Origin of the sequence: Roseiconus lacunae (assembly GCF_008312935.1) — a bacterium.
Classification (GTDB): Bacteria; Planctomycetota; Planctomycetia; order Pirellulales; family Pirellulaceae; genus Stieleria; species Stieleria lacunae.
In genome coordinates, this window is sequence record NZ_VSZO01000001.1 from 534,884 (window position 1) to 557,909 (window position 23,026).

14 protein-coding genes are annotated in these 23,026 nt (G+C 54.0%); 6 read left to right on the forward strand and 8 right to left on the reverse strand.

Features of this window, described 5'->3' with window-relative positions; genetic code table 11:
- Positions 1-21: 21 nt before the first annotated feature.
- Positions 22-861 (forward strand): class I SAM-dependent methyltransferase, encoded by an 840-nt coding sequence (locus FYC48_RS01780; RefSeq protein ID WP_149494982.1) that lies wholly within the window; start codon positions 22-24, stop codon positions 859-861.
- Between the two features lie 47 nt (positions 862-908).
- On the opposite strand, the gene FYC48_RS01785 is transcribed toward FYC48_RS01780, so the two are convergent.
- Positions 909-1,949 (reverse strand): DUF3500 domain-containing protein, encoded by a 1,041-nt coding sequence (locus FYC48_RS01785; RefSeq protein WP_149494983.1) that lies wholly within the window; start codon positions 1,947-1,949, stop codon positions 909-911.
- Between the two features lie 294 nt (positions 1,950-2,243).
- Here FYC48_RS01785 and FYC48_RS01790 point away from each other — a divergent pair, with 294 nt between their 5' ends.
- Both FYC48_RS01790 and FYC48_RS01795 read left to right on the forward strand, forming a co-directional pair.
- Positions 2,244-3,017, forward strand: coding sequence for an AraC family transcriptional regulator (locus FYC48_RS01790; RefSeq protein ID WP_230777745.1), 774 nt, complete (start codon positions 2,244-2,246; stop codon positions 3,015-3,017).
- A gap of 156 nt (positions 3,018-3,173) precedes the next feature.
- Positions 3,174-4,784 (forward strand): sulfatase family protein, encoded by a 1,611-nt coding sequence (locus FYC48_RS01795; RefSeq protein WP_149494984.1) that lies wholly within the window; start codon positions 3,174-3,176, stop codon positions 4,782-4,784.
- 225 nt (positions 4,785-5,009) lie between these two features.
- On the opposite strand, the gene cbiE is transcribed toward FYC48_RS01795, so the two are convergent.
- The 6 genes from cbiE to miaA form a co-directional block, all read right to left on the reverse strand.
- On the reverse strand, positions 5,010-6,245 hold the full coding sequence (gene cbiE / locus FYC48_RS01800) for a precorrin-6y C5,15-methyltransferase (decarboxylating) subunit CbiE (protein ID WP_149494985.1): 1,236 nt from the start codon (positions 6,243-6,245) through the stop codon (positions 5,010-5,012).
- A gap of 310 nt (positions 6,246-6,555) precedes the next feature.
- On the reverse strand, positions 6,556-7,134 hold the full coding sequence (locus FYC48_RS01805; RefSeq protein WP_149494986.1) for a redoxin domain-containing protein: 579 nt from the start codon (positions 7,132-7,134) through the stop codon (positions 6,556-6,558).
- Positions 7,135-7,345: 211 nt separating this feature from the next.
- The gene (locus FYC48_RS01810; RefSeq protein ID WP_149494987.1) at positions 7,346-8,287 is read right to left on the reverse strand and encodes a sugar phosphate isomerase/epimerase family protein; all 942 of its coding nucleotides are present in this window, start codon (positions 8,285-8,287) and stop codon (positions 7,346-7,348) included.
- Between the two features lie 14 nt (positions 8,288-8,301).
- On the reverse strand, positions 8,302-9,216 hold the full coding sequence (locus FYC48_RS01815; protein ID WP_149494988.1) for a rhomboid family intramembrane serine protease: 915 nt from the start codon (positions 9,214-9,216) through the stop codon (positions 8,302-8,304).
- A 280-nt stretch (positions 9,217-9,496) separates the two neighbouring features.
- Positions 9,497-10,843 carry a hypothetical protein gene (locus FYC48_RS01820; RefSeq protein WP_235034020.1) on the reverse strand — a complete coding sequence of 449 codons (1,347 nt, stop codon included), beginning with the start codon at positions 10,841-10,843 and terminating at the stop codon, positions 9,497-9,499.
- Between the two features lie 86 nt (positions 10,844-10,929).
- The gene (gene miaA / locus FYC48_RS01825; RefSeq protein WP_149494989.1) at positions 10,930-11,982 is read right to left on the reverse strand and encodes a tRNA (adenosine(37)-N6)-dimethylallyltransferase MiaA; all 1,053 of its coding nucleotides are present in this window, start codon (positions 11,980-11,982) and stop codon (positions 10,930-10,932) included.
- A 120-nt stretch (positions 11,983-12,102) separates the two neighbouring features.
- Here miaA and FYC48_RS01830 point away from each other — a divergent pair, with 120 nt between their 5' ends.
- From FYC48_RS01830 to FYC48_RS01840, 3 genes are all read left to right on the forward strand, one after another.
- Complete coding sequence (locus FYC48_RS01830; protein ID WP_315853759.1) at positions 12,103-12,672, forward strand: GNAT family N-acetyltransferase; 570 nt, start codon at positions 12,103-12,105, stop codon at positions 12,670-12,672.
- 125 nt (positions 12,673-12,797) lie between these two features.
- Complete coding sequence (locus tag FYC48_RS01835) at positions 12,798-13,913, forward strand: carboxylate-amine ligase (RefSeq protein ID WP_149494990.1); 1,116 nt, start codon at positions 12,798-12,800, stop codon at positions 13,911-13,913.
- 726 nt (positions 13,914-14,639) lie between these two features.
- On the forward strand, positions 14,640-19,718 hold the full coding sequence (locus FYC48_RS01840; protein ID WP_149494991.1) for a tetratricopeptide repeat protein: 5,079 nt from the start codon (positions 14,640-14,642) through the stop codon (positions 19,716-19,718).
- Between the two features lie 229 nt (positions 19,719-19,947).
- On the opposite strand, the gene FYC48_RS01845 is transcribed toward FYC48_RS01840, so the two are convergent.
- Positions 19,948-22,908: a coiled-coil domain-containing protein gene (locus tag FYC48_RS01845; RefSeq protein ID WP_149494992.1), complete on the reverse strand. Its 2,961-nt coding sequence runs from the start codon at positions 22,906-22,908 to the stop codon at positions 19,948-19,950.
- Between the last annotated feature and the right edge of the window lie 118 nt (positions 22,909-23,026).

Below are 23,026 nucleotides of genomic sequence, written 5' to 3' on the forward strand. Positions count from 1 at the left end.
TGCTAGGTGCCACTGTTTGCGATGGGAAAACGCCAAAGCCAACCGAAGAACCTGACCGCTGCCGAACAGGCCGATAAATTTGACCTCTATCAACGGTCGGTGCAAACACCCGAGCACGAGGTCGAGTTCTTCGAACAGGCATATCGCGAAGCCTACAATCGCAAACCCATTACCCTTCGCGAGGATTTCTGTGGCACCTTTGCGGTCTGCTGCGAATGGGCGAAATCCAGCAAACGACGAACCGCGATCGGTGTCGACCTGTGCAGCGAAACGCTGCAGTGGGGCAGAGACCATAACTTGGCACTGTTGACTTCCGAGCAACAACAGCGAGTCCGACTACTCGAACAAGACGTTCGCGATGGCAACACCGAACCGGTCGATGTACTCGCCGCCCAAAATTTTTCGTTTTGGATCTTCAAGACACGGCGCGAGGTGATTGAGTACTTCAAGACCGCCCGTTCACACCTCGCCGAACGCGGCATCATGGTGATGGACATGATGGGCGGTGGTGAATGTTACACCGAACGACACACCGACAAGCGAACAATCAAGAAAGGCAAAAAGGGCTTTGCCTATCACTGGACCCAGGAATCTTTCAATCCGATCACGGCCGATGCGTCGTTTTCGATCTCATTCAAATTTCCCGACGGTAGTAAGCTCAAACGAGCTTTTGAATACCACTGGCGGTTCTGGACGATCCCCGAAGTCCGTGAGATGCTGGCGGAAGCCGGCTTCCGCGAAACTCAAGTCTACTGGGAACGCGAAAACGAAGAAGACCCTGAGCTCGACGGCGGCTGGTATCGCTGCGGCGCCGCCGACAGCGATCCCAGCTGGATCTGCTACATCGTCGCGATCAAATAACTTTCAGCGTTCAATCGATCTCGAAAGCCGCCGCGACGTTCAAAAAATTACTCGGCCGACGCGAGATTAAAGTCGCCCGAAAGGTCACGCCACACACAGTGGATATGGTTTGCCGGGTTGCCAGCCGCATCGGGTTGCGTATTGACGAACTCGATCAGGAAACGCTTGCCGCGAACCCGGTAGTAGTGCCCGATGCCAGGCTCAGTCGGGCCGGCCCATGCGAAGTGAACGTTGTCCCAGCCATCTTCTTCGATAATGCTTTCTCGCTCACTCGCGATCGGCCCGGCGACAACGTTAACATAGGTCATCACGAGCTTTTTAAGCGTTGCCTTGGCATCGTCGCCGAGTGCCGCATAGGCGACACCTTCCGGTTCCCCCACCTTGGCTTGTGGCTCGCCGGCAAATCGAATCTCTGCCGGTGCATCTTGATTGATGATCGCCGCCTCTTTTGTTTCGCCCTCGAGTGAGTTAATCAGATCGAACGCGAGTTGTTCTTCGTCTTTCAGGATCCGAGTTCCTTTTCCGGGCAACAACTTGCCGGACAGTTCGGGAACCTCGTTCATCACCGTCGCCGGATTCGCGGCAAAGAACTGTGGGGTGCTATCGACCATCGCGCCGCCTTCGAAGCTGAAATTCATCGATAGGTGGTGACCTTCGAAACTAAGTCCCCAAGGACCTTTTTCACCTGGCGTTCCGAAGATGGTGACAAAGTACTTTTGCGGGTCACGCTCCCAACGCCGATCGTCGCCTTCGATTTCTCGCAGTAGGCCTTCCATCAGCATGATGCGGCTGGCTTTCGAATACCCAGCTTCGCTCAGCGCCGAGCGCAACAGACGCAATGCATCGACCCGCTGGGCTTCGTTCATGTCACGTAGCGCCAGTCCCTTCCGAGTGTCTTTCGGGATAAAGTGCCAATCCACGCGTTTGTCGCTGTCATAGTCCATCACCGCCTTGGATTTCTGATCGTCATCCAGCTGGCTGAGAAACTGGTTGGCATAGGTCGCGACTTGGGTGCCGGTGTCGTCGGCCGTTTTTAGTCCGATCGCGACCAGACAAACAACGGCAAACAGGGCTGCGGTCAAACGCATCGTGGGAGGCTCGCTGGGTGGGAATGGGAAAGGTGGGTTGATCCGAGTGGATCATGCATCACGAAACCGATGATTTTACACGTTTCACCGTCGGCCGTCGTCCGGTCGGCCTATGGAATCAACGAGATTGCCGCTGGGTAGAATCGGAAGCCATGAATTCCCAACTTTCCAGTCGGATTCGATTTTCATGGTCGTCCGTGTTCAGTTTTCGCCCATTGCGTTCGGCGGTTGGACCATAATGGGTTCCCGCGTTCTACGCCTTTTGCGACGAATGCGAAACGCTATTTTCTAACCATGAGCACGATACCACATCAAACTATCCATCCGCTGCAAGCCGACTTTTTTGATCGGATGGGTGGCTTTCAGCAATTTCAGCAGCTCTTTGCGCACCTTCCGGATGTCTATTTCTTTTTCAAAGACACGAACAGCCGGATGATGGGCGCTAGCAACGCGATCCTGAAACGCCTGGGCGTCGATAAAGAAGAGGAAGTCATCGGCACGACCGATTTCGACCATTTCCCGGCGCAATTAGCGCAAGAGTTTATTCGCGATGATCAATCGGTGATGCGTACCGGTCGCCCGCTGATCAACCGCGTCGAGATCTGGTACACCGAACAACGATTGCTGGATTGGTTTGTAACGACCAAGCTACCGGTCTACGGCCGTGACGGGTCGGTCATCGGGGTGATGGGGACCGTTCGCGATTACAGCGGTGCCAAGGAAGAGATCAAAGCTTACTCGGAAGTCGACGATATCCTGAATTTCATTCATAACAACTTGGATCGAAAAATCGGTGTCACCGAACTCGCCCAAATCGCCGGCATCTCGTCTCGCCAACTCCATCGCCGCTTCGTTCAACTGTTTGGCCTGAATGTTCAAGAGTTCTTGGCCAAGACCCGAATCAAGGCAGCCAGCGATGCGTTGATCCACACCGATTCGAGTGTCGGTGAAATCGCAGCCCGCTTTGGTTTTTGCGACCAAAGCGCCTTCACACAACAGTTCAAAAAGCACATCGGTGAAACTCCACTCCGTTATCGCAAACGACACCATAGCCTTCCCCGCATCTAAGCTGCCGATCCGAAAATCGGTGCACGCTATTTTGTGAGTCGTCAACGCTAGCCGCGGTCCCGCTTATCGACGTTTTCGGCAACGCATGCCCGGCCCTGACATTGATTCCCCGGTTTCCAGATAGGTTCAGTCCTCCTTCAATTAATCGATTCATCTATGTTGAAACCCATTGGCACCGTCGGTGCGTTATGCTTGATCGCACTTGTCAACTCGGTCGGTTCCTGTCAAGCCGATCGCCCCAACATCCTGATCGCGATCTCCGATGACCAGTCCTATCCACATGCAAGTGCGTACGGCGAACAGGCGATTTCGACCCCGGCGTTTGATCGAATTGCAAAGTCGGGCGTATTGTTCCGCAATGCATTCACGCCCGCCCCTGGCTGCAGTCCCATGCGAGCCGCCTTTTTAACCGGACGTGAAGTCTGGCAAATTCGCGAAGCCGGAACCCACGCCAGTTACTTTCCGACGGACCTTCCTGTTTACACCCAACAGCTTGAACAAGCCGGTTACCACGTCGGCATGACGGGAAAAGGCTGGTCGCCAGGGAAGGCTCTTGGATGGCCGCACAACCCCGCTGGTAAATCGTACAGCAAGCACAAGATGAAGTCGCCCAAAGGGATTTCGTCGAATGACTACGCGGCAAACTTTGATGCTTTCCTAGATGACAACGCAGATGGAAAACCGTTTTGCTTTTGGTACGGTGCGACCGAACCGCACCGAGTATTTGACAAAGGCATCGGGGCTCGCAATGGCATCGATCCGGCAACCGTTACCGTCCCCGGCTTCTTGCCTGACACCGATGAAGTCCGCCAAGACATCGCCGACTACCTGTATGAAATTCAGTGGTTTGACCAACACCTCCAGCGGATGCTTGACCGGCTGGAACAAGAAGGCCTACTTGGCAATACGCTGGTCGTCGTGACCAGCGATAACGGCATGTCATTCCCGCGGGCGAAAGCCAACCTTTACGAATACGGCATCCACATGCCACTGGCGATTGCCTGGCCACAACAGATTCCCGGTGGCCAAACTAACGATGATCTGGTCAGCCTGATTGACGTGACGAAAAGCCTCTTTAGTGCCGCCGGTGTCGCTGCGGACCAAGCCGATCAGCTTCCCGGGATCGACCTGCTCCCCAATCTTCGGAACGCCTCCGAAAAAAAGCCGCAACGCCGGTATGTCTACAGTGGCCGAGAACGTCACTCCTCGTCGCGATTTAATACGCTTGGCTATCCCTGCCGCTGTGTTCGATCAAACAGCTATCTCTACATCCGAAACTTCACGCCACAGCGATACCCGGCCGGGGCGCCGCAAAAGTACGCGAGTGCTATCTATGATGACGGCGGGAATTTGATCGACGGCAAGCTCGGTCCCGCGGAAGGCGGCTACCACGATATCGATGCTTGCCCGACACTTGATTTCATGATCGCTCACCAAGATGAAACCGTGGTCCGGCAACGACTTCAGGATGCCGTCGCACTGCGCCCCGCCGAAGAACTTTACGATGTTCGCGTGGACCCCGATTGCTTAAAAAATCTCATCGGCAATCCGGCGCACGCACAAACGCACCGCGAACTCTCCGATCAGTTGACAAAGTATCTGACCGAAACGGGTGACTTACGGGTGACCGACCCCGAAGCGGCACATGTATGGGAAACGTATCCGCGAATCAGCGGATTGCGATGGTTCCCCGTGCCCGCGTGGGCAAAGAACAATCCGAGCTTGATTCCGACACAACCATGGCTGGAGAAGAAACGCCCACGCTAAGCAGTTGAACACGAAAGATTCGGCTTAAGTCATTTCACTCTCCCACTGGGAGAGTCGGGCCTTCAGGCCCGGAGAGGGCACCCTCCCCGGCCGTTTGCTCGTCCGACCCTCCCGCAAGCGGGAAGGTGTTATCCAGATGTTTAAACCCAAAGACTCGTGTTTGCCTGCTTAACCCCAACACAATCCTTAACGCGGGCAGGGAAGACAGTTTCGTTCACCGACCAGCTATTTGCCACCGACGATTAAGAATGTGGGGTTGAGTGATTCGAAACGCACTCGGTCAAGCTGCTGCTGGCCGCGTGCGATGTTGATCATTCGCACCTCGGTTCGGAACTCGGCGGCTTCTAAAACCGACTGAACGGCAACCAAGTTGTCGGGGCTCGAGACACTGATCACGATCCGTCCGGTCTTCATTCGCTCGGCCGCGCCACGCACCAAATCGGGAACGATTCGGCCACTTCCGCCAACGAACACCGCGTGCGGGTCCGGCAGACTCGACCAAGCCGCGGGCGCTTGACCGTGTACGGGTACGAGCGAGGGAACATCAAAACGCTCGGCGTTCTGAAGCATCAAGTTGTAATCCTCGGCGTCCATTTCGATCGCAAAAACTTTGCCAGACGATGCGATCGATGCGGCTTCAATCGCCAATGCGCCACTTCCGGCACCGACGTCCCAGACGATTGAGTCCGGTCGAAGCTCCAATTCAGCCAAGGCCACGCAGCGAACCTCCGACGGCGTCAGCAATCCACGTTTGGGACGAGACTGCAAAAACACATCGTCAGGATTGCCGAACAGGCGCGTACGCTTTCCCGAGCTAGGCAAGTCAGCCGCACCGGTTCGCCGAACCAGCACCATCACGTTCAGTGGTGAAAAGTTTTGCCCCAAAAACGAACGCAAGTCGCCTCGCGTGACCGTTTCATGTGGTGTCCCCAAGTTCTCACAAACGTACGCGTGAAAATACTCGATCCGGCGATCGAGCAATGCTTCGGCAACCACCGATGGCGTGATCGATTCGGTCGTAAACAACCCGACCCGCTCTGCCGAACGAATCATGTCAACAACTCGATCGAGTGGCTGAACGGCAAGATTCGAAAGATAGGCGTCGTCCCAACTTTCCTTAACACGGGCGAACGCCAATTGCATCGAACTGACATGCGGTACGATCTCGAACCGATCTTTACCGACCGTTTCGGTCAAGTAATTCGCGATGCCATAAAACAACGGGTCACCGCTGGCGAGCAGTACGGTGGGCTTGTCGGGCAATCGTGAGATCGCTTGCTTCAACTCGTCCAGTCCACCATTACATTCGATTCGCTCGGCGGATAGCGATGAACCAATTCGTTCCAACAACATCGTAGAACCGATCACCACCTCGGCCGCTCCGAGCAGCGATTTGGCGTGTCCGGTCAGTCCATCTAATCCGTCATCGCCAATTCCGACAATATGAATCCGAGCGGTCACGCAATGTACTCCTGAAAACCATTGATCGCCGTCTGCGATCACGCCAATTGAAACCAGTCCCCACCAATCGATAGGAACTCTGTTATACGGCGGCAATGGTTGGCAACACAGGCGAGACGGCAAAAATAATGTCCGCGTTGATCAAGATTCATCTCAGTCGGTTCGTTTCAGCGGGGCTTCTTCCCAACCCGATGTATCGAGTTGGGAATCCCAAAAAACTCCTCGCCATAAAATCGTCAGCCGCCGTCATTGCGGCCCAATCGTGACTCAAGCTGAGCGGCTACTCCTGAAATCAAATCAAAACACAGGACTAAGACGACTTCAGCCCTTTGAGGATTTCTTCAACGGTTGCCCGACCACCGTGTGATTCACTGACCTTGTTCCACTTGACTCGCTGCCCCGGCCCGATCACATAGGTCGATGGGTAGGCGGTCTCCCGGGGAGCTTTCCATCGTAGCCCCCATTCGCTAACCATTTTCATGTCGGGGTCACGAACGAATAAGAAAGTATCGGGCACGCGTTTGGCTCCGATAAACTGGTCGGCATATTTGTCGAGCTCCGTTTCCGGTCCGGGATAAACTAAGACCACGCGATGCGGCTTGTCGCCCGTCGCAGCTGCGAGCGCCTTACGACGGTTCAACAAACTGCTGACTTGACGTTGGCATGCGGCGCACTGATAGCCTGGATAACCTCGTAAAACAACGACGACGACGGGTCCGTCCTCGGTCAACTTGGAAAGGGTTGCATAGGCGTCTTCGCCTTGGATGGGCAATTCAAAATCGGGAGCTTTATCACCAACCGCGACGGGCTCTTTTGCCGAGACCGAAGGGATTGACGCCAACGTCGCCGCCACTGCCAAACAGCCGATCAGCCCATTCAATTTCATCATCTCAAAATACCGATTTCAATAAGTAAAGATAGAAACGATCAAGCAGTCGATGAAAACCGCAAGGCTCGCGATAGCCCTGGCCGAATCCGGTGCTTCAGCTTGACTGCCGTCTAGCCGCATGACTCCCGCCACGGCAACCGGGGCTAGCGTCCGTCGTCTGATCAACACACCCGCCATTCGAATGAGAATAAGCACGTACGGTGCTCACCCACTAATCGACTACCGAGGCGTTTGCCAAGAAACGATAACTCTCCGCGATACTTTCCAGTGGTGCCGGTGATTGGTCTTGCTCGACATGGCATTCCAAAACACCAATTTCCTTCGCAAGTTGCATCACCGCGGGTATGTCAATTGTCCCGTCGCCGCATTCCTGAAAGGCATCCTTGGGCACGTTTCCTTCGTCATGAATCGTCGCAGTCCCATCCTTCAGATCCTTGAGATGGACCATCGTGATGCGTCCGGCCAACTTCTTCATCAGCGCGATCGGATCGTGACCACCGATTTTGACCCAAAAAACATCCAACTCAAAATCCATCAACTGCGGATCAAACCGTTCGATGAAAATGTCGTAGGCGTTTGTCTTTCCGCCATCCAGATCGCCAAATTCGAAAGAATGATTGTGATAAGCCATCCGCATACCGGCGTCACGTGTTTTCGCGGCTGCTTGGTTGGACCGATCTGCGATCGCCTTAATCTTGTCTGCCGTGTCACGCGACCCTTTGTCGATATAGCCGAATACGACATGCCGCAGGCCGATCCTCTCGGCCATTTCGATTGACTGTTCGACGTTCAAACCGGAATTATTTTCGGGCGAAGCGATACATCGCCAATTCAAGAAACCGCTATGAACGCGAAGGCCTTCCTCACGTGCCATGGCAGCCAATTGCAAAGCCTCCTCATCAATCGACATCAACTCGACCTGCTTGTAGCCCGCCGCGGCAATCGCCCGCAACGTCGCGCGAGGATCTTCGGCCATCTGGTCACGGACCGTGTATAGCTGCAAACCAAGACGATTCAGATACGGAAGTCCTGCCGCCGACTGAGCCGCCCAACCATGAACAGGTCGGGCCAGCCAGGCGGCCAAGCCTGTCGCCGCCGCAGCGGTGAGCCATTGTCGGCGGCTGAATGAATAGTCGTTTTCGATTCGATTCATACTGCAAATCAGAGTTACTTTTGGTTGCGCATCTCGCGCTGGCGACGGCTGTGGCGTTCCAGAATTCGCCTTTCAGCTCGGGTCAGACTCTCTTCACCCGACGCATGAATTTTAGCCAAAATCTTGTCGACTTCCTCTTCCTCTTTTCGAAGCTTTGAATCGGGATCGTGAATCTTTAGCCGCGAACGCCGGACCGATGTCCCAAAAGACTGCTGAAATCGAGATGGGTCAAGCCAAGCCAAATTCCAGCGTTTGGCATGATAGAGGTAGGCAAACGCAGCCCCCGCCAGGTGGACGGTGAACGCCGTTCCGCCACCCATTCGGTTAGGACCGCTGAGCATCTGCAATGACCCATAAACGTTCCAAACCAAGAATGCGACAACGATCCACATTGCCTTGATCTGAACGATACCGAACCAATTCAAATCGGCATGTGGGTCGAAACAAACAAAAAGGATTAACAGCGCCGACACCGCGCCACTTGCCCCGATGAATCGACCACTCGGATCACCGGCAACCCAGTAAGTCAATGCCCCAAGCGCTCCGGCAAAGACGACCGAAACTAAATAGAAACGAAGGAATTCCCAACGTCCCAACCGCATTTCAATTGCCCGTCCGAAGAAGAACAGGTTGAACATATTGAACAGGATGTGGAACGGACGCTCAATATCATGAACAAATCCGTAGCTAAGAAACTGATACCAATACCAGGGCTGAATCAACGACGTCCCGTAGCAAGCGAACCACTCGGCCATCACGCTCACTCGCGTTCCGTCAACGTTTTTCGTTGTCAGAATGTCCAGCACCCAGGCACCACAGGTCACCGCTAATACGATGATCGCCATGCTTTTCGGCTGCTGGGAGCGTTGATGACGTTCCCAAGGTGACATCTCGTCGTCGCGACCGTAGTCGCGTTCATACAGTCCCATTCGAGCCAACTAAATAAAGGATTGTTCATCGCGAAAGGAAGCTCTGGAGGCCCTGCCCACCCAGAGGACGCCGCAAACACCGCGGCCAGAAGACTCGCAAACACTGTGAAAACTCACTACGAATTGCCTTCTTTGGGTATCCTACCGGATTGCCAATCAACCGGTCGAGATTGGTTCGAAAGAGTCGACAAACCTCGCCGCCCCCCACAAGTGGTGTCAAATCGACAACACGAAGCCTAGTCTGGCGGTGACGGATCAGGTGGTGGGGTTCGCACCGTCACTACTTCGCTCCAGGTTCACCGACGACCTGAATGAATTGGCGCTTCTTTAGCCGCCCATAACGGTTCTCCCCGATCACCCAGACTTGCATCTTATCGGCTTTCTCTGTCACGCTTGCCGGGACCCTGACCTTGCCGACACGACGATCATCGTCGGTAACAAACACGTTGTGTTCGTCATACCCGCTCGATGAATTCTTAAAGTAAACAATCACCGCATCCATGTTATCGGTGTTTAACTTGATGTCCCAAGGCTGACCTCGCTTAAGTGGTTTCTCAGGAAGCTGAAAGTCAAGTTCAGAGACGGCGAATTCACATGCTTGGCTTCGCGACCCGTCAACCATTTCACAGTGAACGGTGTAGTCACCACACTGATCGAACGCCCGTTTCACGACACCTGTACCGGTCAGCTTGATCCTTTCCACCAGTGTTTGACCACGTTGAATGATCAATGCGCGAACACCTCGGTTCTCGCGATCCATGACATTGATCTTCACGGGTTGGCCTTTGTGATAGACAACCCAGTCCCCCAGATCGAGTAGCAGAACACGATTGATTTGCGGTGTGGCCGAATCTTCTTCGTAGTTAGGGAACAGAAAGGATTCCGCCCTGTTCTCACCCCGCCAGGCATCAAGATCAACGATGTGAAAAAGTTCTCGGTTGCGCGATGCCAGATGCGAGTTGAATTCCTTAACGGTGCGCAACGTATCTCGTGTCGTCTGTGGACGACTTTCTTCGACACGAACGTGCGTGACCACACCTTGATCATCGCGGATCACATCGGTCACCAACTCAATATGCGAACCGCCACCCTTGCGTGCCGGGGGTGTGTAAATGACATCACCTGGATTGGCCGCGCTCGCCGCTTGCGGTTCGACTCGTTCAACACCGTCTCGGAATTTCGGGCCGTGCAGTTTGCTGACGTACCAAATGCCGCATTGAAGCGCATAACTGGTGTACGAAGAACAAACTTTTCCATAGTAGCATTCAGCGTTCTTCACCTTGCCGTACAAGTTCTCGCTGTAGAGAACACTCTTCGGATTTTCGACGGCGGCAAGAAACGTTTTCAAGTAGATGTCAAACCCGATGTAGCGACCGACATGTTTGACACTTGAGTATGGAACACCGGTGTACTGTTCTCCCGCGGTGAAGTAGCCGCCGCGTCTTGGCATGGTATTGGCCACGGGCGTCCATTGAACCTGTGACATGATACGAGCGTATTCGATTGACTTCTGCTGCCATTGGTTCGCTACGACAACTGTCGGCTCTTCCGCCCTGCATGAAAGGCGACCACCGGAACCGAGGAATAAAACGACAGCGACAAAGATCAATGTACCAGCGTATTTCATGACGGTATCACCCCTACGTAGACACGCCCGTCACCGAAACCTCAAACTGCAACGAACGCGAAACCTGTTCCGCAAAGTCTCAGAGTTTAATCTCTGCGGTGGGCTTGATGCCAACGTCCGGCAATCCGTTCCACGATTGCCTCCATCGAAGAAACGTCGCCGCAGTCGATGGCAGTGATTTCAGTGAAAGAACGAAACCAGGTTTCCTGCCGCTTGGCAAGCTGACGTGTGTGTGTGGCAACGTCTTCAATCAAGTGCCGATGTTGATCAAGTGATGTGTTGTTATCAAATCCATTCGCGTCGGCACGCAGGTTCTCCTGTCGCCCGTTAGCGTTCAACAGCCACTCGATGATTTCACGATAACCGACTGCCTGTGAAGCGGTTCGCGAAAGCGTCTGGTATCGCTTCAGCAAGCCTTTGACTTCATCGATCAGCCCAGTACGGAACATCACTTCGACTCGTTCGTTAATTCGTTCGTGTAGATGTGATCGCGGGTGCATGAGCGCGAACACATGACACTTTTCGGCGTCCGTCTGACGATCAAATTGAATCTGGCGATGACTGAGCGGAAACCCGGTCGCTTTGGAAACCTCGAGGGCTCGGATCATTCGGCGGATGTCATTGGGACCGATCTTGGATGCCGAAATTGGATCGACTTGACGCAACCGCTGTCTTAAAGGCTCGACACCAAACTTTTCGACGTCCGCTTCGACCGACCGACGAAAGTCCCAATCCGGAGGCGGCCCAGGATCAAATCCTCGCAAGATCGCTTTGAGAAACATCGGCGTCCCACCGACAAAGATCGGCACTCGGGAACGATCAAGGATCTCGTCGACGCACCGATGCGCCGCGTGCAGGTATCGAGCAACACTGAAGTCTTCGTCTGGATCGGCCAAATCCAGCAAGTGATGGGGAACTCGGTCGCGCTCCGCCCGCGTCGGTTTCGCCGTGCCAATGTCCATGTCTCGATAGACGGCAATCGAATCGAGTGACAAAATTTCGCCATCCAGTCGCTCGGCGAGTTGGATGCCGAGTTGACTTTTGCCGGAAGCCGTCGCGCCGGTCATGACCATCGCCTTGTCGATCAGCGGCGGGAAGGTCTGAATTTGGTCTGGAGAAGGGTCAGTCGGTCGGGGCATGCTGAACAAGTTTTCGACGAAAGCGCGATCGGAACGGATGAGACTATTGTTCCGATCGGGTAAAGTGTAGGCGATGACGGCGCAAACGGTAAACGCGTGGTAGAATCGAATGCCATGGGGATGACATATTTCAAGCGATACCGAATGGAGTTCGACCTGCGCAACTTGCGTTTAGGTGACCCCGTACTCCCAGCGGACTATGAACTGCTGCCGTTTGCGAGCGATCAGCTTCGTGAGCACGCGATCGCGAAGTACAACAGCTTCCGCTTCGAACTCGATGCCGACGTTTTCCCTTGCCTGGCTCGACGAGACGGATGCCTCAAATTGATGCGGGATATCACTAACCGCAGTGACTTCGTCCCCGGAGCGACTTGGTTGATCCGGCATCTGGAACAAGACCCGACAACGGGATCGATTTGCAAGCTCCCCGTCGGAACGATCCAGGGGCTTGCATGCGATGGGTGGGGATCGATCCAGAACCTCGGCGTATCCCCCGAGCACCGCTCGCGTGGACTGGGAACCATCTTGCTGGCCAAAGCCGCCGCGGGTTTTGCGGCCGCAGGACTAGAACGAATGCATCTCGAAGTCACAACCGAAAACACCGGTGCCGTTCGACTTTATGAACGCATGGGTTTTCGCAAGTCTCGGATTGTCTACAAAGCAGCCGAAGTCGCCGGCGCCCGCGGCTAAAACGCTCTTTTCTTTGGCACATAAAATGCACTTCATCGCCGAATCACGCGGCGGGACGTTCGTCGCACGCAGGCGCCCACGCCTGTAGCAAGATTACGACCGTGTCGGCTCGAAGAATTAGTGCGATGGATATTCCAGCAATTGGCGTTGAGGAAGAGTACCAACTAGTCGATCCCGTTCACGGCGCGATGCGCGCCGACTGCAAGCGAGTGATGAGTCGCTTGAAGGATGACGTTGATGCGGAAATCCAGCATGAGCTGCACTTAACCCAGATCGAAATGGCTTCACCGGTTTGTGCGACGCTCAATGACGCGAAGCGGTCGCTGATCGAGACGCGACGTGCGTTGCAAGAGGCCGCCGCAGAGGCGGGATCGGCACTTTCTGCGGCAGGTACCAACCCGCTACCTTTGCCACATGCCGACGATATCACACCAAGCGAACGCTACAACCGCATGACGCGTCGCTACCAACAACTCGCTCGTGACTTGTTCATTTTCGGTTGCCACGTCCACGTCTCAATGCCGGACAAAGTACTCGGTGTGGAAGTGATGAATCGTGCCCGACGATGGCTGCCGACATTGTTGGCAGTCTCGGCAAACAGTCCTTTTTGGGATGGACACGATACGGGTTACGCAAGTTACCGACGTGAACTTTGGGCACAATGGCCGATGGCAGGCCCGCCTCCACATTTCGTCGATTTCGCAGACTACAACAGGAAGGTTTCCGACCTGATCGAAATTGGCGCGATTGCTGACGAAAGCTTTATTTACTGGGATATCCGGCTTCCAGAAAAAATCCCGACCATTGAATTCCGTGTCGCTGATGTGATGCTGTCGATCGACGATGTTGTCGCGTACGTGGGCTTGATCCGTGGGATTGTAATGCAATCACAAGCCGACATCCGGGACGGGGTGAAGCAGGCGCCGATCTCGACTCAATTGCTACGTTACACCTTGTGGCACGCCGCCCGCTACGGGATGGATCAAGATCTGATTGACCCGATTGACAAGAGATCTCGACCGGCGGTCGAAGCCGTCGAGAAGCTAGTCTCATGGTGTCGTCCGTCGTTACAATCATCCGGCGATGAAGCGCAGGTTGATTCGTTCGTCGAACGATTGGCCAATCGTGGAAATGGCGCCTCGATGCAACGTCTGTGGGCAGGCAAGTCACTCGACTTCAATTCAGCGGTTCGATGCTGTGTCGAAGAAACGTCAAGTGGGCTATCGCTGGCAAACTGCTAATGTTTCGTTCCAATTCAATTTTAAGATCAGCCGCATCGCGTAAGCGCCAGTTTCGCTGCAATTAGCCGCAGCGAACACCCATCGGCTGACGAGTTTGGACCGTATTTTCAAATGGAACGAAGCACTAGGTTCGAGGGTCAACCGTGGTCGTTCCTTCACAGTCTTGATCGCGTTCCACTCACCGCTTCAAAGCACTTCTTGCGCTATTGCCTCCCGGTAGCATTTTTTTGTTCATGATCGCATGAACCCCCTCGATCGTCCCGTGCGGTGCCAACCAAGTTGCTATGATGACTTGTCTCACCGACTAGCTTGACGACCGAGTGATATCGCATGTGAGCCTGGCTTGCTTCGCGCTGACCATTTTTGCAGTGCGTGGCAACTCGGAACATGTCCTTCTTTGGTTGCCTGGCTATGCCCGATAGCTGACAGACTTTGACTGCAGGGTCGCGTCAACTCGGAGCCAGTCGGATCCACTTCTACAACTGCTATACCAGGGCTTCGTTCCAATTAACCATTCGGATGTGATGCATCCACTGACGGGCGTTTGCCCGGATTTTTGCGGCTCAGCGATCATTGATATCGTCCGACTAAGCCTCAAATCGAACTGGAACCATGCGCAGGATCGTGTTTTAGAATCGGATCTTTGACGGCGCCTTCGACGCATCCCGATCGTGAGAGTTGCCAGGATATCGGACAAGTCATTCCGCCCTCATCTTGGTGCTTGTGATGCTTAAGAACAACGAACGTGTGTCGGACTCCGGATCAGCAATCGCGATTGACTTTGAAACAGTTCGGAAACAGCTCCGCCGGTTGTCTGACAAAGGCCTCTATCTCGACGCGTTCGAGTATGCAAAGTCGATTCTCGGCGAAGACCTTTATCAATGGCCCGACTGTCAGGGCGGATTGATCGCGTTGAAGATGGCTGACCGATTGGGTGGTTCTCAGCTATCCGACGTACTGACTTATCGAATGGGTCGTCAATTTCCCGATGATCCCGAAGTCAGGTTTCTGCGAACGATGCAAAAGCTCTCGCGACAACCACTGGCTAGGGTTTGGCTACAGATTCGTGACCAAAACTTAGACACCGATGATCCCGAACTGGTTTCAAACTGGTGTGTCGTCAAAGGTCTGATCCTGTGCGGAATGAGGGACTTTGATCGTGGCTTCGAATGGCTTGAAACCGGTCGCGAGCTCGTTCCCGATGATCCACGTCCGTTGCTGCGAATCGCGACATCTTATCTGTGCAGCGACCAGATGACGCGAGCTATCGAGACGTGCCGGACGGCGTTGGAACTGCTTCCCGGTTTTCCGCCGACAATCCAAACTCTTTCGCACCTGTTGTTGCAAGACAACCAGATCGACGAGGCATTTGATTTGCTTTACCGATCGATCGAATCCAACCAGTCGGGCAGTTGCCGACTGCAGTTGGCGACGATGGAAATCCAGAACCGCCAGTACAAAAAAGCGAGCGAGTTAGTAGAGAACATCGAAGAGTTCTTTCCGCTTGCCGATCCGTTGCGTGATGGCCGTGCAAAACGGGACAGCGTTCGATCGACAATTGCTAAGATCCGCTCCGAACTCGCTTGCCATGCCGGCGATCTTGAAACTTCGATTTGCTTGGCCCATAAAGCAAACAACCCTTTTCATGACACCTTGGCGAAGAATCTTGAAAACCATGGAAAACAAGGCAAACGGGTTCGTCTGAAGGTCCCCTTCGTCCGCCAGAACGATGTGACGTGCGCGCCGGCTACGCTGGCGATGCTATCAGCGTACTGGGGACTGGAAGTGGATCATGACTCCGTGGTGGATGAAATCTGCTACGACGGAACGGCTCCTGTCAAACAACGCGTGTGGGCTGAATCCCAAGGGTTGATCGCGCGCGAGTTCCGTATGACCGAATCATCGGCACAGGCTTTGATCGACGCGAAAATTCCCTTCGGGATTTCAACGGTTGATCCCGGTGGCGGCCATATCAACGTGGTCTGCGGATACGATTCCCGCCGTGGCGTTCTCTTAATGCAAGACCCGGGAACATGGCACGGGATTGAAGCGCTGCTCAAAGAATTTATCGAGCAATACGAAGCATTTGGACCGCGTGGACTGGTACTGATCCCCAGTGATCAAAAGGAACGTCTCGATGCGATCGAGCTGCCGGATGCTGACAAATATGATCAGCAACACGCGATTGCCGTTGCGTTGCAACACCATGACCGCGATCAAGCCGTACGGATCCTGGAAACGCTACAAACGTCTTCGCCAGATCATCCCATCGCACTCTGGTCTGAAACCGAGCTTGCTCGCTATGACATGAACCTGCCGCTGCGTCTGAAATCGATTCAGTCATTGCGAGACAAGTTCCCCAAGAATCAACTATTGACGATCGCGGAATGCGATTTGTTGTCGATGATCGATCGCCAAGACAAAGTGATCGAACGACTACGCGAATGTGTCAAAGGCGAAACACCGAGCACCGAAAGTCGATTGCGTCTGTTGATGCTTCTTGAAAGCGAAGACGATCGTGAAGAACGCAACGACCTGCTTCGACAGATCCTGAAAACGGCCCCCACCAATCCCGACGGATTGTCTCAGGAATCGATTCGGTTGTGGGATGAAATGAAACGTGACGATGCGTTGGAACTCCTGCGTTTGGCCGCGATGTCCGGCGAACGTGACGAGGATCACGCGCGTCGTTTCTTAGCCGCAGCGACTCGTATGAACCGAAAGGACGAAGCGATAGCCATTCTAAAAGAACGCTTCGAGAAACACGGGCATGCCAGCGGAAATCCCGGATTGACATACGCCTACGCGCTCGCTCGCACCACCCACGCAGACCGAGCCGCAGATGTCATTCGTGAAGCACTTGCGAAACGCCCCGACGATGCCGAACTTCTTTGTGAAGCCGCATCGGCACTCGGAAGTTTTGAAAAACCTTCGGTCGGGCTGGAGCTTTTGGAGAACGCAACGATTGCATTGCCCGCCGACCAAGTGCTCTATGCAAAGGCGAATTTGGCGATCAGTGACGGCCATCCCAAAGACGCGCTGCAAGCGATGCTGGAACTATACGAGCTTCAGCCGATGAACTTCGACGCGGTCAACCGAATTGCAGAATTAAAGGCCGACCTGGAAGGTCTCGATAGTGCCCTGACATTCCTCGAAGCCATCACTTCAAAATTCCCACACTGCCGTAGCCTACTGTCTGTCACGGCCGAATACCTACACCGCGCGGCACGGTACAAAGAAGCCGTCGAGTATCTCGATCGAATCTTAGAAACCTGTGATTACGACGCCTGGGCATGGCGTGAACGATCACTCGTTTGCGCGGCTGCAGGATGGTATGACGAAGCCCATCGAAGCGCAACCCGCGGTTTGGAATGTGAACGCTCGGCGATGTCTTACAACATTTTAGCCGAAGCACTGGTCGGACGAGGAGAACTCGATGCGGCTCGGGCTAATTGCCGACTCGCCATGCAAAGTGATTGTGATCATGCTCCGGCGATGTTGACCTGGATCAAACTCTGTGAAAACGAAGCAGAGACCCGTCAAATTCTCGGCGAAATATTTCAACAGTTGATCGAACAACCCAGCAATGGCGATGGCGTGATCGCTTATAAACGCTTTTCCACGGGGATCGTCGAAGACAGCGAACTATGCGAACAACTCGATGGCTTGCGTGCGGTCCGTCCGGATGTATTGATCATGCATAAGGTCGCCGCCGATCATCATTGCGAGTGCAAACGATTCGACGTCGCCGAAAAGACTTTGACGGATGTTCAAGACCGCTTCAGTCACCTTCCCGAGTATTGGCAGTTCCTCGGCGAAGTATTCCTGTCCAAGGGAGACCTGCCGGCAGCACTCGATCCTTTTGAAAAGGCGTTGCTACTGGATCCGTTCAATAGCGAACTGGCCATTCGAACGTCACACGTCTACCAAGCGGTCGAACGTCCCAAAGACGCCGAACAAACTCTCCGGCGCGCACTCGGGGCCTCTCCTGCCGACTCGAATCTTATGGTCGAGCTTGGCAGAGTTGTCGAAGACGACAATGAACGCTCGACCCTGATTCTCGATGCGGCAATGCTCGCCCCCAACAACGGGGAAACGTGGGAGCTACTGCTTTCGCTCTGCCAATACGAAAACCGCGAATCCGATGCGGTCGATGCAGCCAAACGACTCGTCGCCCAGCGGCCTCATGATTCCAACGCCAACCTACGTTTGGCCGAAATGCTACATCGTGAAGACCAGTGGGAGGAATCGGTCGCCGTCATTCGATCGGCGATTGGTCGCGACCCACGCAACGTTGACTTGCATGGTTTGCTCGCTCAACGATTTAATGAACGCGACATGGTCGACGAAGCGATCGCCGCCTGCTCGCCAGATGGGATTGATCCCTTCGACCTCAACCAATTGAACCTCTATGCCGCCAACCTGCTGAACCTTAACGGCAAAACGAAAGAAGCCTGTGATCGGATCCTATTGGCACTGGAACGCGACCCGACCAACCTTGATGGCTGGCGACGCCTGGCCGATTGGGCCGAGTCACTGGAAGATAACGAACTGTATGATCGTGCGGCAAACGAACTTCTTGATCGCGCCCCCTATCTCGCTTCCAGCCACGGGTATATCGCGGCTACCAAGTTACGCCAGGGAAGCCGCGACGCTGCGAAGGAGCACCTGCGGCACGCAATTAAGCTCGACAAAGAATACGTCTATGCAATCCCAGAATTACTGGGTCTATATATCGATGACAACGAAATCTCAAAAATTGAATCACTCGTGTCTTCGATGTCCGATAAGGCTGAACCGATGCCGTTGGCGATCGCTCAAAGCACGCTCGCTTTGGCGAAGAAAGACTACCAGGGGTTTGTGACGGTGCTTCAGCGTTTGCCTGATGACCAAAATCCTTACTACGTCTGCATCGAATCTCTTAAGCAGTTTGAGTTCCCCCCAGACGGTGAATTGGCAAGCGTTCTAGCCAAGACGATGAAACGAAAGAACGCATCGATTGGCGTAGGCAGGGCATGGGGGATCTTGCAAGTCGGTGGCGGCGACATCGCCGCTGCCATCGGACGATTCGGTAAACTGCCACGGAATGACGCGGCCTGCGAGGCCGCCCACGAACTACTGCAAAAAGTTCACAACGGTTGCCGCTCCGACGACCCCGAAACCAAAAAACACTTCAATCGACTCGCCCTTAAACTGATTCGCAAACTTGGATCGACCCTCTATTCGCGTGTGCAACTCTGGGAACCCGCCCTTTGGATGCTTTTTGCCGGTGCACAGTGGCGAAAAGCAAGCTCGGTCGCCGCAAAATTTCACAAGGTGGAAAATCGAGGAGCCAACCACCTCGTTCCCGCGATCCTGGCCGGACTCGCCAGAAGAGACTACCGATTGGTCGGTCAATTGCTCGAAGATGGCGTGACCTATCGCCCCGATAGCATCGACGCGACGTTCCTGATTGTGCGCGCGATGGCTTGTGTGCACCTAGCGCCGGTCGAAGACCTTCGCGAAGCGATCGGACTGGTCAACAAAAACGAGCTCGATGATTCCTTCAAAAAGATGGCGAAATTGGTTTCCTCAGGAGTCGCTTGTATCGAATCCCAAAACGGCGACGAACAAGCTTTGGTCCAGTCATGGCACGACAACTTTGTCGCCATCGGTGAAGACGATCTCGAGCTCGATTTCTGGATCTATTCAGAGCTACGGGCCAAAGTCGCCGAATCAGTTGGTGACCGCAGAACCGCAAAAGCTCGCCGGAAAGACCGGTACACCGGGCCAACCAAAGTTAGCCCCCCGAAAGCGAACATCTAGATGCCGAAGGAATTGCTTCAACAGACTTTTGCTGTAGGTGCTTCGTCGATATCTGAAATGCGACTTAGCCGATGGGCGTTAGCCACGGTTTCAGTGCAATAGCCGGTGTACAACGCACGTCGGTTAATGAGTCGAACCCGACCAGTTGGTCTAGACGGAGCACAAGCCACAGCATGAAGCAATTCTTTACCGGATGATGAGCCCTTACTTTCAGCACGAGCAGGTTCAACTATGCCGCATCGCGAGTGTCGATTTGATCGATCGATCCACGGTCACGCCGTAGAGTGCGGATAGTGGTGTTCTGGCGATGAATTTCAGTCTGCAGTTCACGGATTTGAGAGTGAGCCTGCTCGTTCGCTTGCAAGCTTGCCTCATGTTCTTCGCTGACTCGTTTCAAATGAGCGGTGAGGTCGGACGCCTTCGCGATCAGCAGCTCGTTCGCACGTTTTAATGCTTCAAGTTCTGCAGACACATCTTTTAAGCGGGCCGTCGTTGCCTGCTGTTGATCCGATCGTTCGGACAATTGACGCCGCAAGTCGGCGATGACCTCGTTGCCAGAATCCAGCTCGCGAGTCAACTCGTCGACATGATTGCGGACCGTCTTGTTCGTTGACAGCAGAGTTTCGTATTTGTTGGTCAACTCACTTATCCGTAGCCTTGCCGATTCGAATTGCTGACGGGTTGCGTCCATGTCGACCACTTCATCACGCAAACGAAGCAACTCCTCACGCTGCTCAGCGAATGCCCGCGTTTGCAGCTCACTCTGTTGTTTTAATTGATTGATGTCTCGATCACGCAGATGCAATTGCTTTTCCAAATCGATTACATCAGCCATCCGGCTTTTTAGATCTGCCATATCTTGTTCTTTTTCGCGAAGATCAGCCCCCATCGATTCGATCGTCGTGACTGCCGACTGCAATCGTTCCTGACGAACTTCGACCTCGTCCCGAAGTTCTTGGTTGATCGACCGTAAATCTTCGCACGTCACCGTAAGCTCTTCGTACCGTGCGTTGACGGAAGCAGTTTCTGCTTCGACGGCTTTGATCACTTCGGCTGCCTGATCATTTTGCTGTAGGGCGAGTTCGAATTGTTCTTGGATCTCGGTGAGTTGCTGCTCTGATTCGCGAAGAGATTCGATCTCCATCTCTTGATCGCTCAGTGAAGCATTCAGCCCGGCGATTTGTCGATTCGCCTCCTTCAGTTGTTCCGAAATGGCTTCGTTCGCTTCGGTCAAAGGCCCGACCAATTCCACCTGTTCGAGCAGACATGCGATTTCAACTTCCCGGGCTCCCAATCGATCTTCCAAATCTTCGGCAAGCGATGATTGTGTCTGCAGTTGCGACTGCAATGTCGCGAGCTTCGACTCGAGCTCTTCGGCCAACTCTGATTTCGAGCGCAGCTCGGTCAGCTCCACGTCTTTGTCACGGACGCTGTTGGTCAACGATTCCATTTTGTCGACGTGATCACGCAGTCTGTCCGCCAGCGATTGATTGTCACTTTCAAGGGATTCGATGACGGCAAGTTGCTCCTGAAGCTGCTCTCGTCCCTCTTCGGAATCTCGCAACGTTGACTCAGTCGACTCAAGCTGCTCACTAAGCTGCGTGATCGTTTCAAGTTGCGCGGTTACGGTCTCTCCCAACCGTGAATTTTCAGCCTTCAGTGGCTCGATCTCTTCGCAACGTTTGGAAAGCTCGGCAATCCGCGTTGTTTTATCACTTACACTTGCTTCCAGGCTGACTCGAATCGCATGCTCCTGTTCCACATCACTGATCCAGGATTCCATTTCCGCATCGAGTTCTTCGAGCTCAGCTTGCAGGACCGGCAGTTGCTCCAGTTGTTCGTTTTGCTGACCGCATCGAAGGCTAAGCTCATTGCATTGTGCTTCCAAATCATCGCACTGCTGACGCACGTCAATGAGTTCCTGCAACTCAGATCGAAGTGTCTGGATTTCCGTTCGCAACGTCGCGATCAAGCGATCTCGATCGTCCAACTCAGACATCCGGCCATCATTTTCGAGCTGAAGTTCTAGTAGCTCATTTCGATAGCTTTCGGCGCTGACAAGCTTGGTTTCTAGATCCGATATCTGGTTTTGCTTTTCTTCGACGAGGTCTGCCAAACGCTCATTTTGATCCGCAGTCCGTTCGGCTTGGTCGAGCGCCGACGCCAGCTGCTGTTGCATTAATTCGACGCTGGTAACGATCGAAGCATACTTGCCGGTCGCTTCGTCTTTTTGTTCGACCAATGACTCGATATTCCGCCGCAGCTGTTCGACGATGGTCTCGTTTTGCTCGGACTGTCTTTGCTGGCTGCTCAGGCTACCCTGTAGCGTTGCGATTTGCCGTTCTTTCTCGGAGAGGACTGATTGCAGCGTTTCAGTTTGTTCGAGTAGTTGTTGCGACGAGAGTTCAAGCTCTTCGTCGGAACGTTGTCGCAGCAACACCGATTGCTGCAACTTTTCCAAGCTATCTTCCAGCCCCGCGACTCGGTCGTTTTTTTGCTTTAACTCTTCCCGCAGCGACGCGACGAGTTCATTGTGTTCAACAGCTTGACGTTCGGACTGTTCAGTTAACGCAGTTAGCTCTGCGTGAGAAGTTTGGAACACCGAAAGCTTTTCCAGCCTTTCATTCAGTTCCTCGACCTCGATCGTCAGTGCCGAATTCGATTCACGCAGAGCGTTGATGGTTTCGTCTTGCCGCGCGATCTTCTCATTTGCGGCGATCGTCGCCGATTCTGTCGAATGAGTTTCGCGATCAACCACTTCCCGATCCGCGATCGCTCGCTCTTTCGCCGCAACAGCTTGTTCGTACTGGTTCTGCAACGACTCGTTCGCGATCTGAAGTGAATCGAGTTGTTCGAGCATCTCCTGGTGCTTTTTTGTCCGGTCTTGCGAATCGGATTTTGCCTCGGCTAACGCCGCGTCAAGCTCTTCATTGTCTGCACGCAGCGCGGCGATCTCGTCATACAATCGATCGACGTCGGACGTCGCGGTCTCCAACGACCGAGTCAGCTGCTCGACCTGACCGCTTTGATCTTGCTGACCGCTCGTCTGAATCCTCAGTTGCTCTTCAAGTTCCTTGACTCGCTGATCCTTGTCGTCACCGTCGGAATAGAAATAGAGATAGCCAAGACCAAACCCGGCGCAGATGAACACAAAGATTGGGAATACTGGCAGTCCAAAGATCTCGCCCATCGTTCGATTCCGTTCGTCGTCGTTTCGCGAGTTGCCCGGCAGAGACCGATTCGTTCGGAGAAAGCAGGTACTCGGTGTTTGGTGTCTTTTCGGCCGGGCCGGTGGCCCAAAACCGAAG

Coding starts and splice junctions, on each gene's coding strand:
- FYC48_RS01815 (WP_149494988.1), bottom strand. CDS start 9,216: ATGGGACTGTATGAACGCGACTACGGTCGCGACGACGAGATGTCACCT.
- FYC48_RS01830 (WP_315853759.1), top strand. CDS start 12,103: ATGACATATTTCAAGCGATACCGAATGGAGTTCGACCTGCGCAACTTG.
- FYC48_RS01845 (WP_149494992.1), bottom strand. CDS start 22,908: ATGGGCGAGATCTTTGGACTGCCAGTATTCCCAATCTTTGTGTTCATC.
- FYC48_RS01780 (WP_149494982.1), top strand. CDS start 22: ATGGGAAAACGCCAAAGCCAACCGAAGAACCTGACCGCTGCCGAACAG.
- FYC48_RS01835 (WP_149494990.1), top strand. CDS start 12,798: ATGGATATTCCAGCAATTGGCGTTGAGGAAGAGTACCAACTAGTCGAT.
- FYC48_RS01810 (WP_149494987.1), bottom strand. CDS start 8,287: ATGAATCGAATCGAAAACGACTATTCATTCAGCCGCCGACAATGGCTC.
- FYC48_RS01805 (WP_149494986.1), bottom strand. CDS start 7,134: ATGATGAAATTGAATGGGCTGATCGGCTGTTTGGCAGTGGCGGCGACG.
- FYC48_RS01790 (WP_230777745.1), top strand. CDS start 2,244: ATGAGCACGATACCACATCAAACTATCCATCCGCTGCAAGCCGACTTT.
- FYC48_RS01795 (WP_149494984.1), top strand. CDS start 3,174: ATGTTGAAACCCATTGGCACCGTCGGTGCGTTATGCTTGATCGCACTT.
- FYC48_RS01785 (WP_149494983.1), bottom strand. CDS start 1,949: ATGCGTTTGACCGCAGCCCTGTTTGCCGTTGTTTGTCTGGTCGCGATC.
- FYC48_RS01820 (WP_235034020.1), bottom strand. CDS start 10,843: ATGAAATACGCTGGTACATTGATCTTTGTCGCTGTCGTTTTATTCCTC.
- FYC48_RS01840 (WP_149494991.1), top strand. CDS start 14,640: ATGCTTAAGAACAACGAACGTGTGTCGGACTCCGGATCAGCAATCGCG.
- miaA (WP_149494989.1), bottom strand. CDS start 11,982: ATGCCCCGACCGACTGACCCTTCTCCAGACCAAATTCAGACCTTCCCG.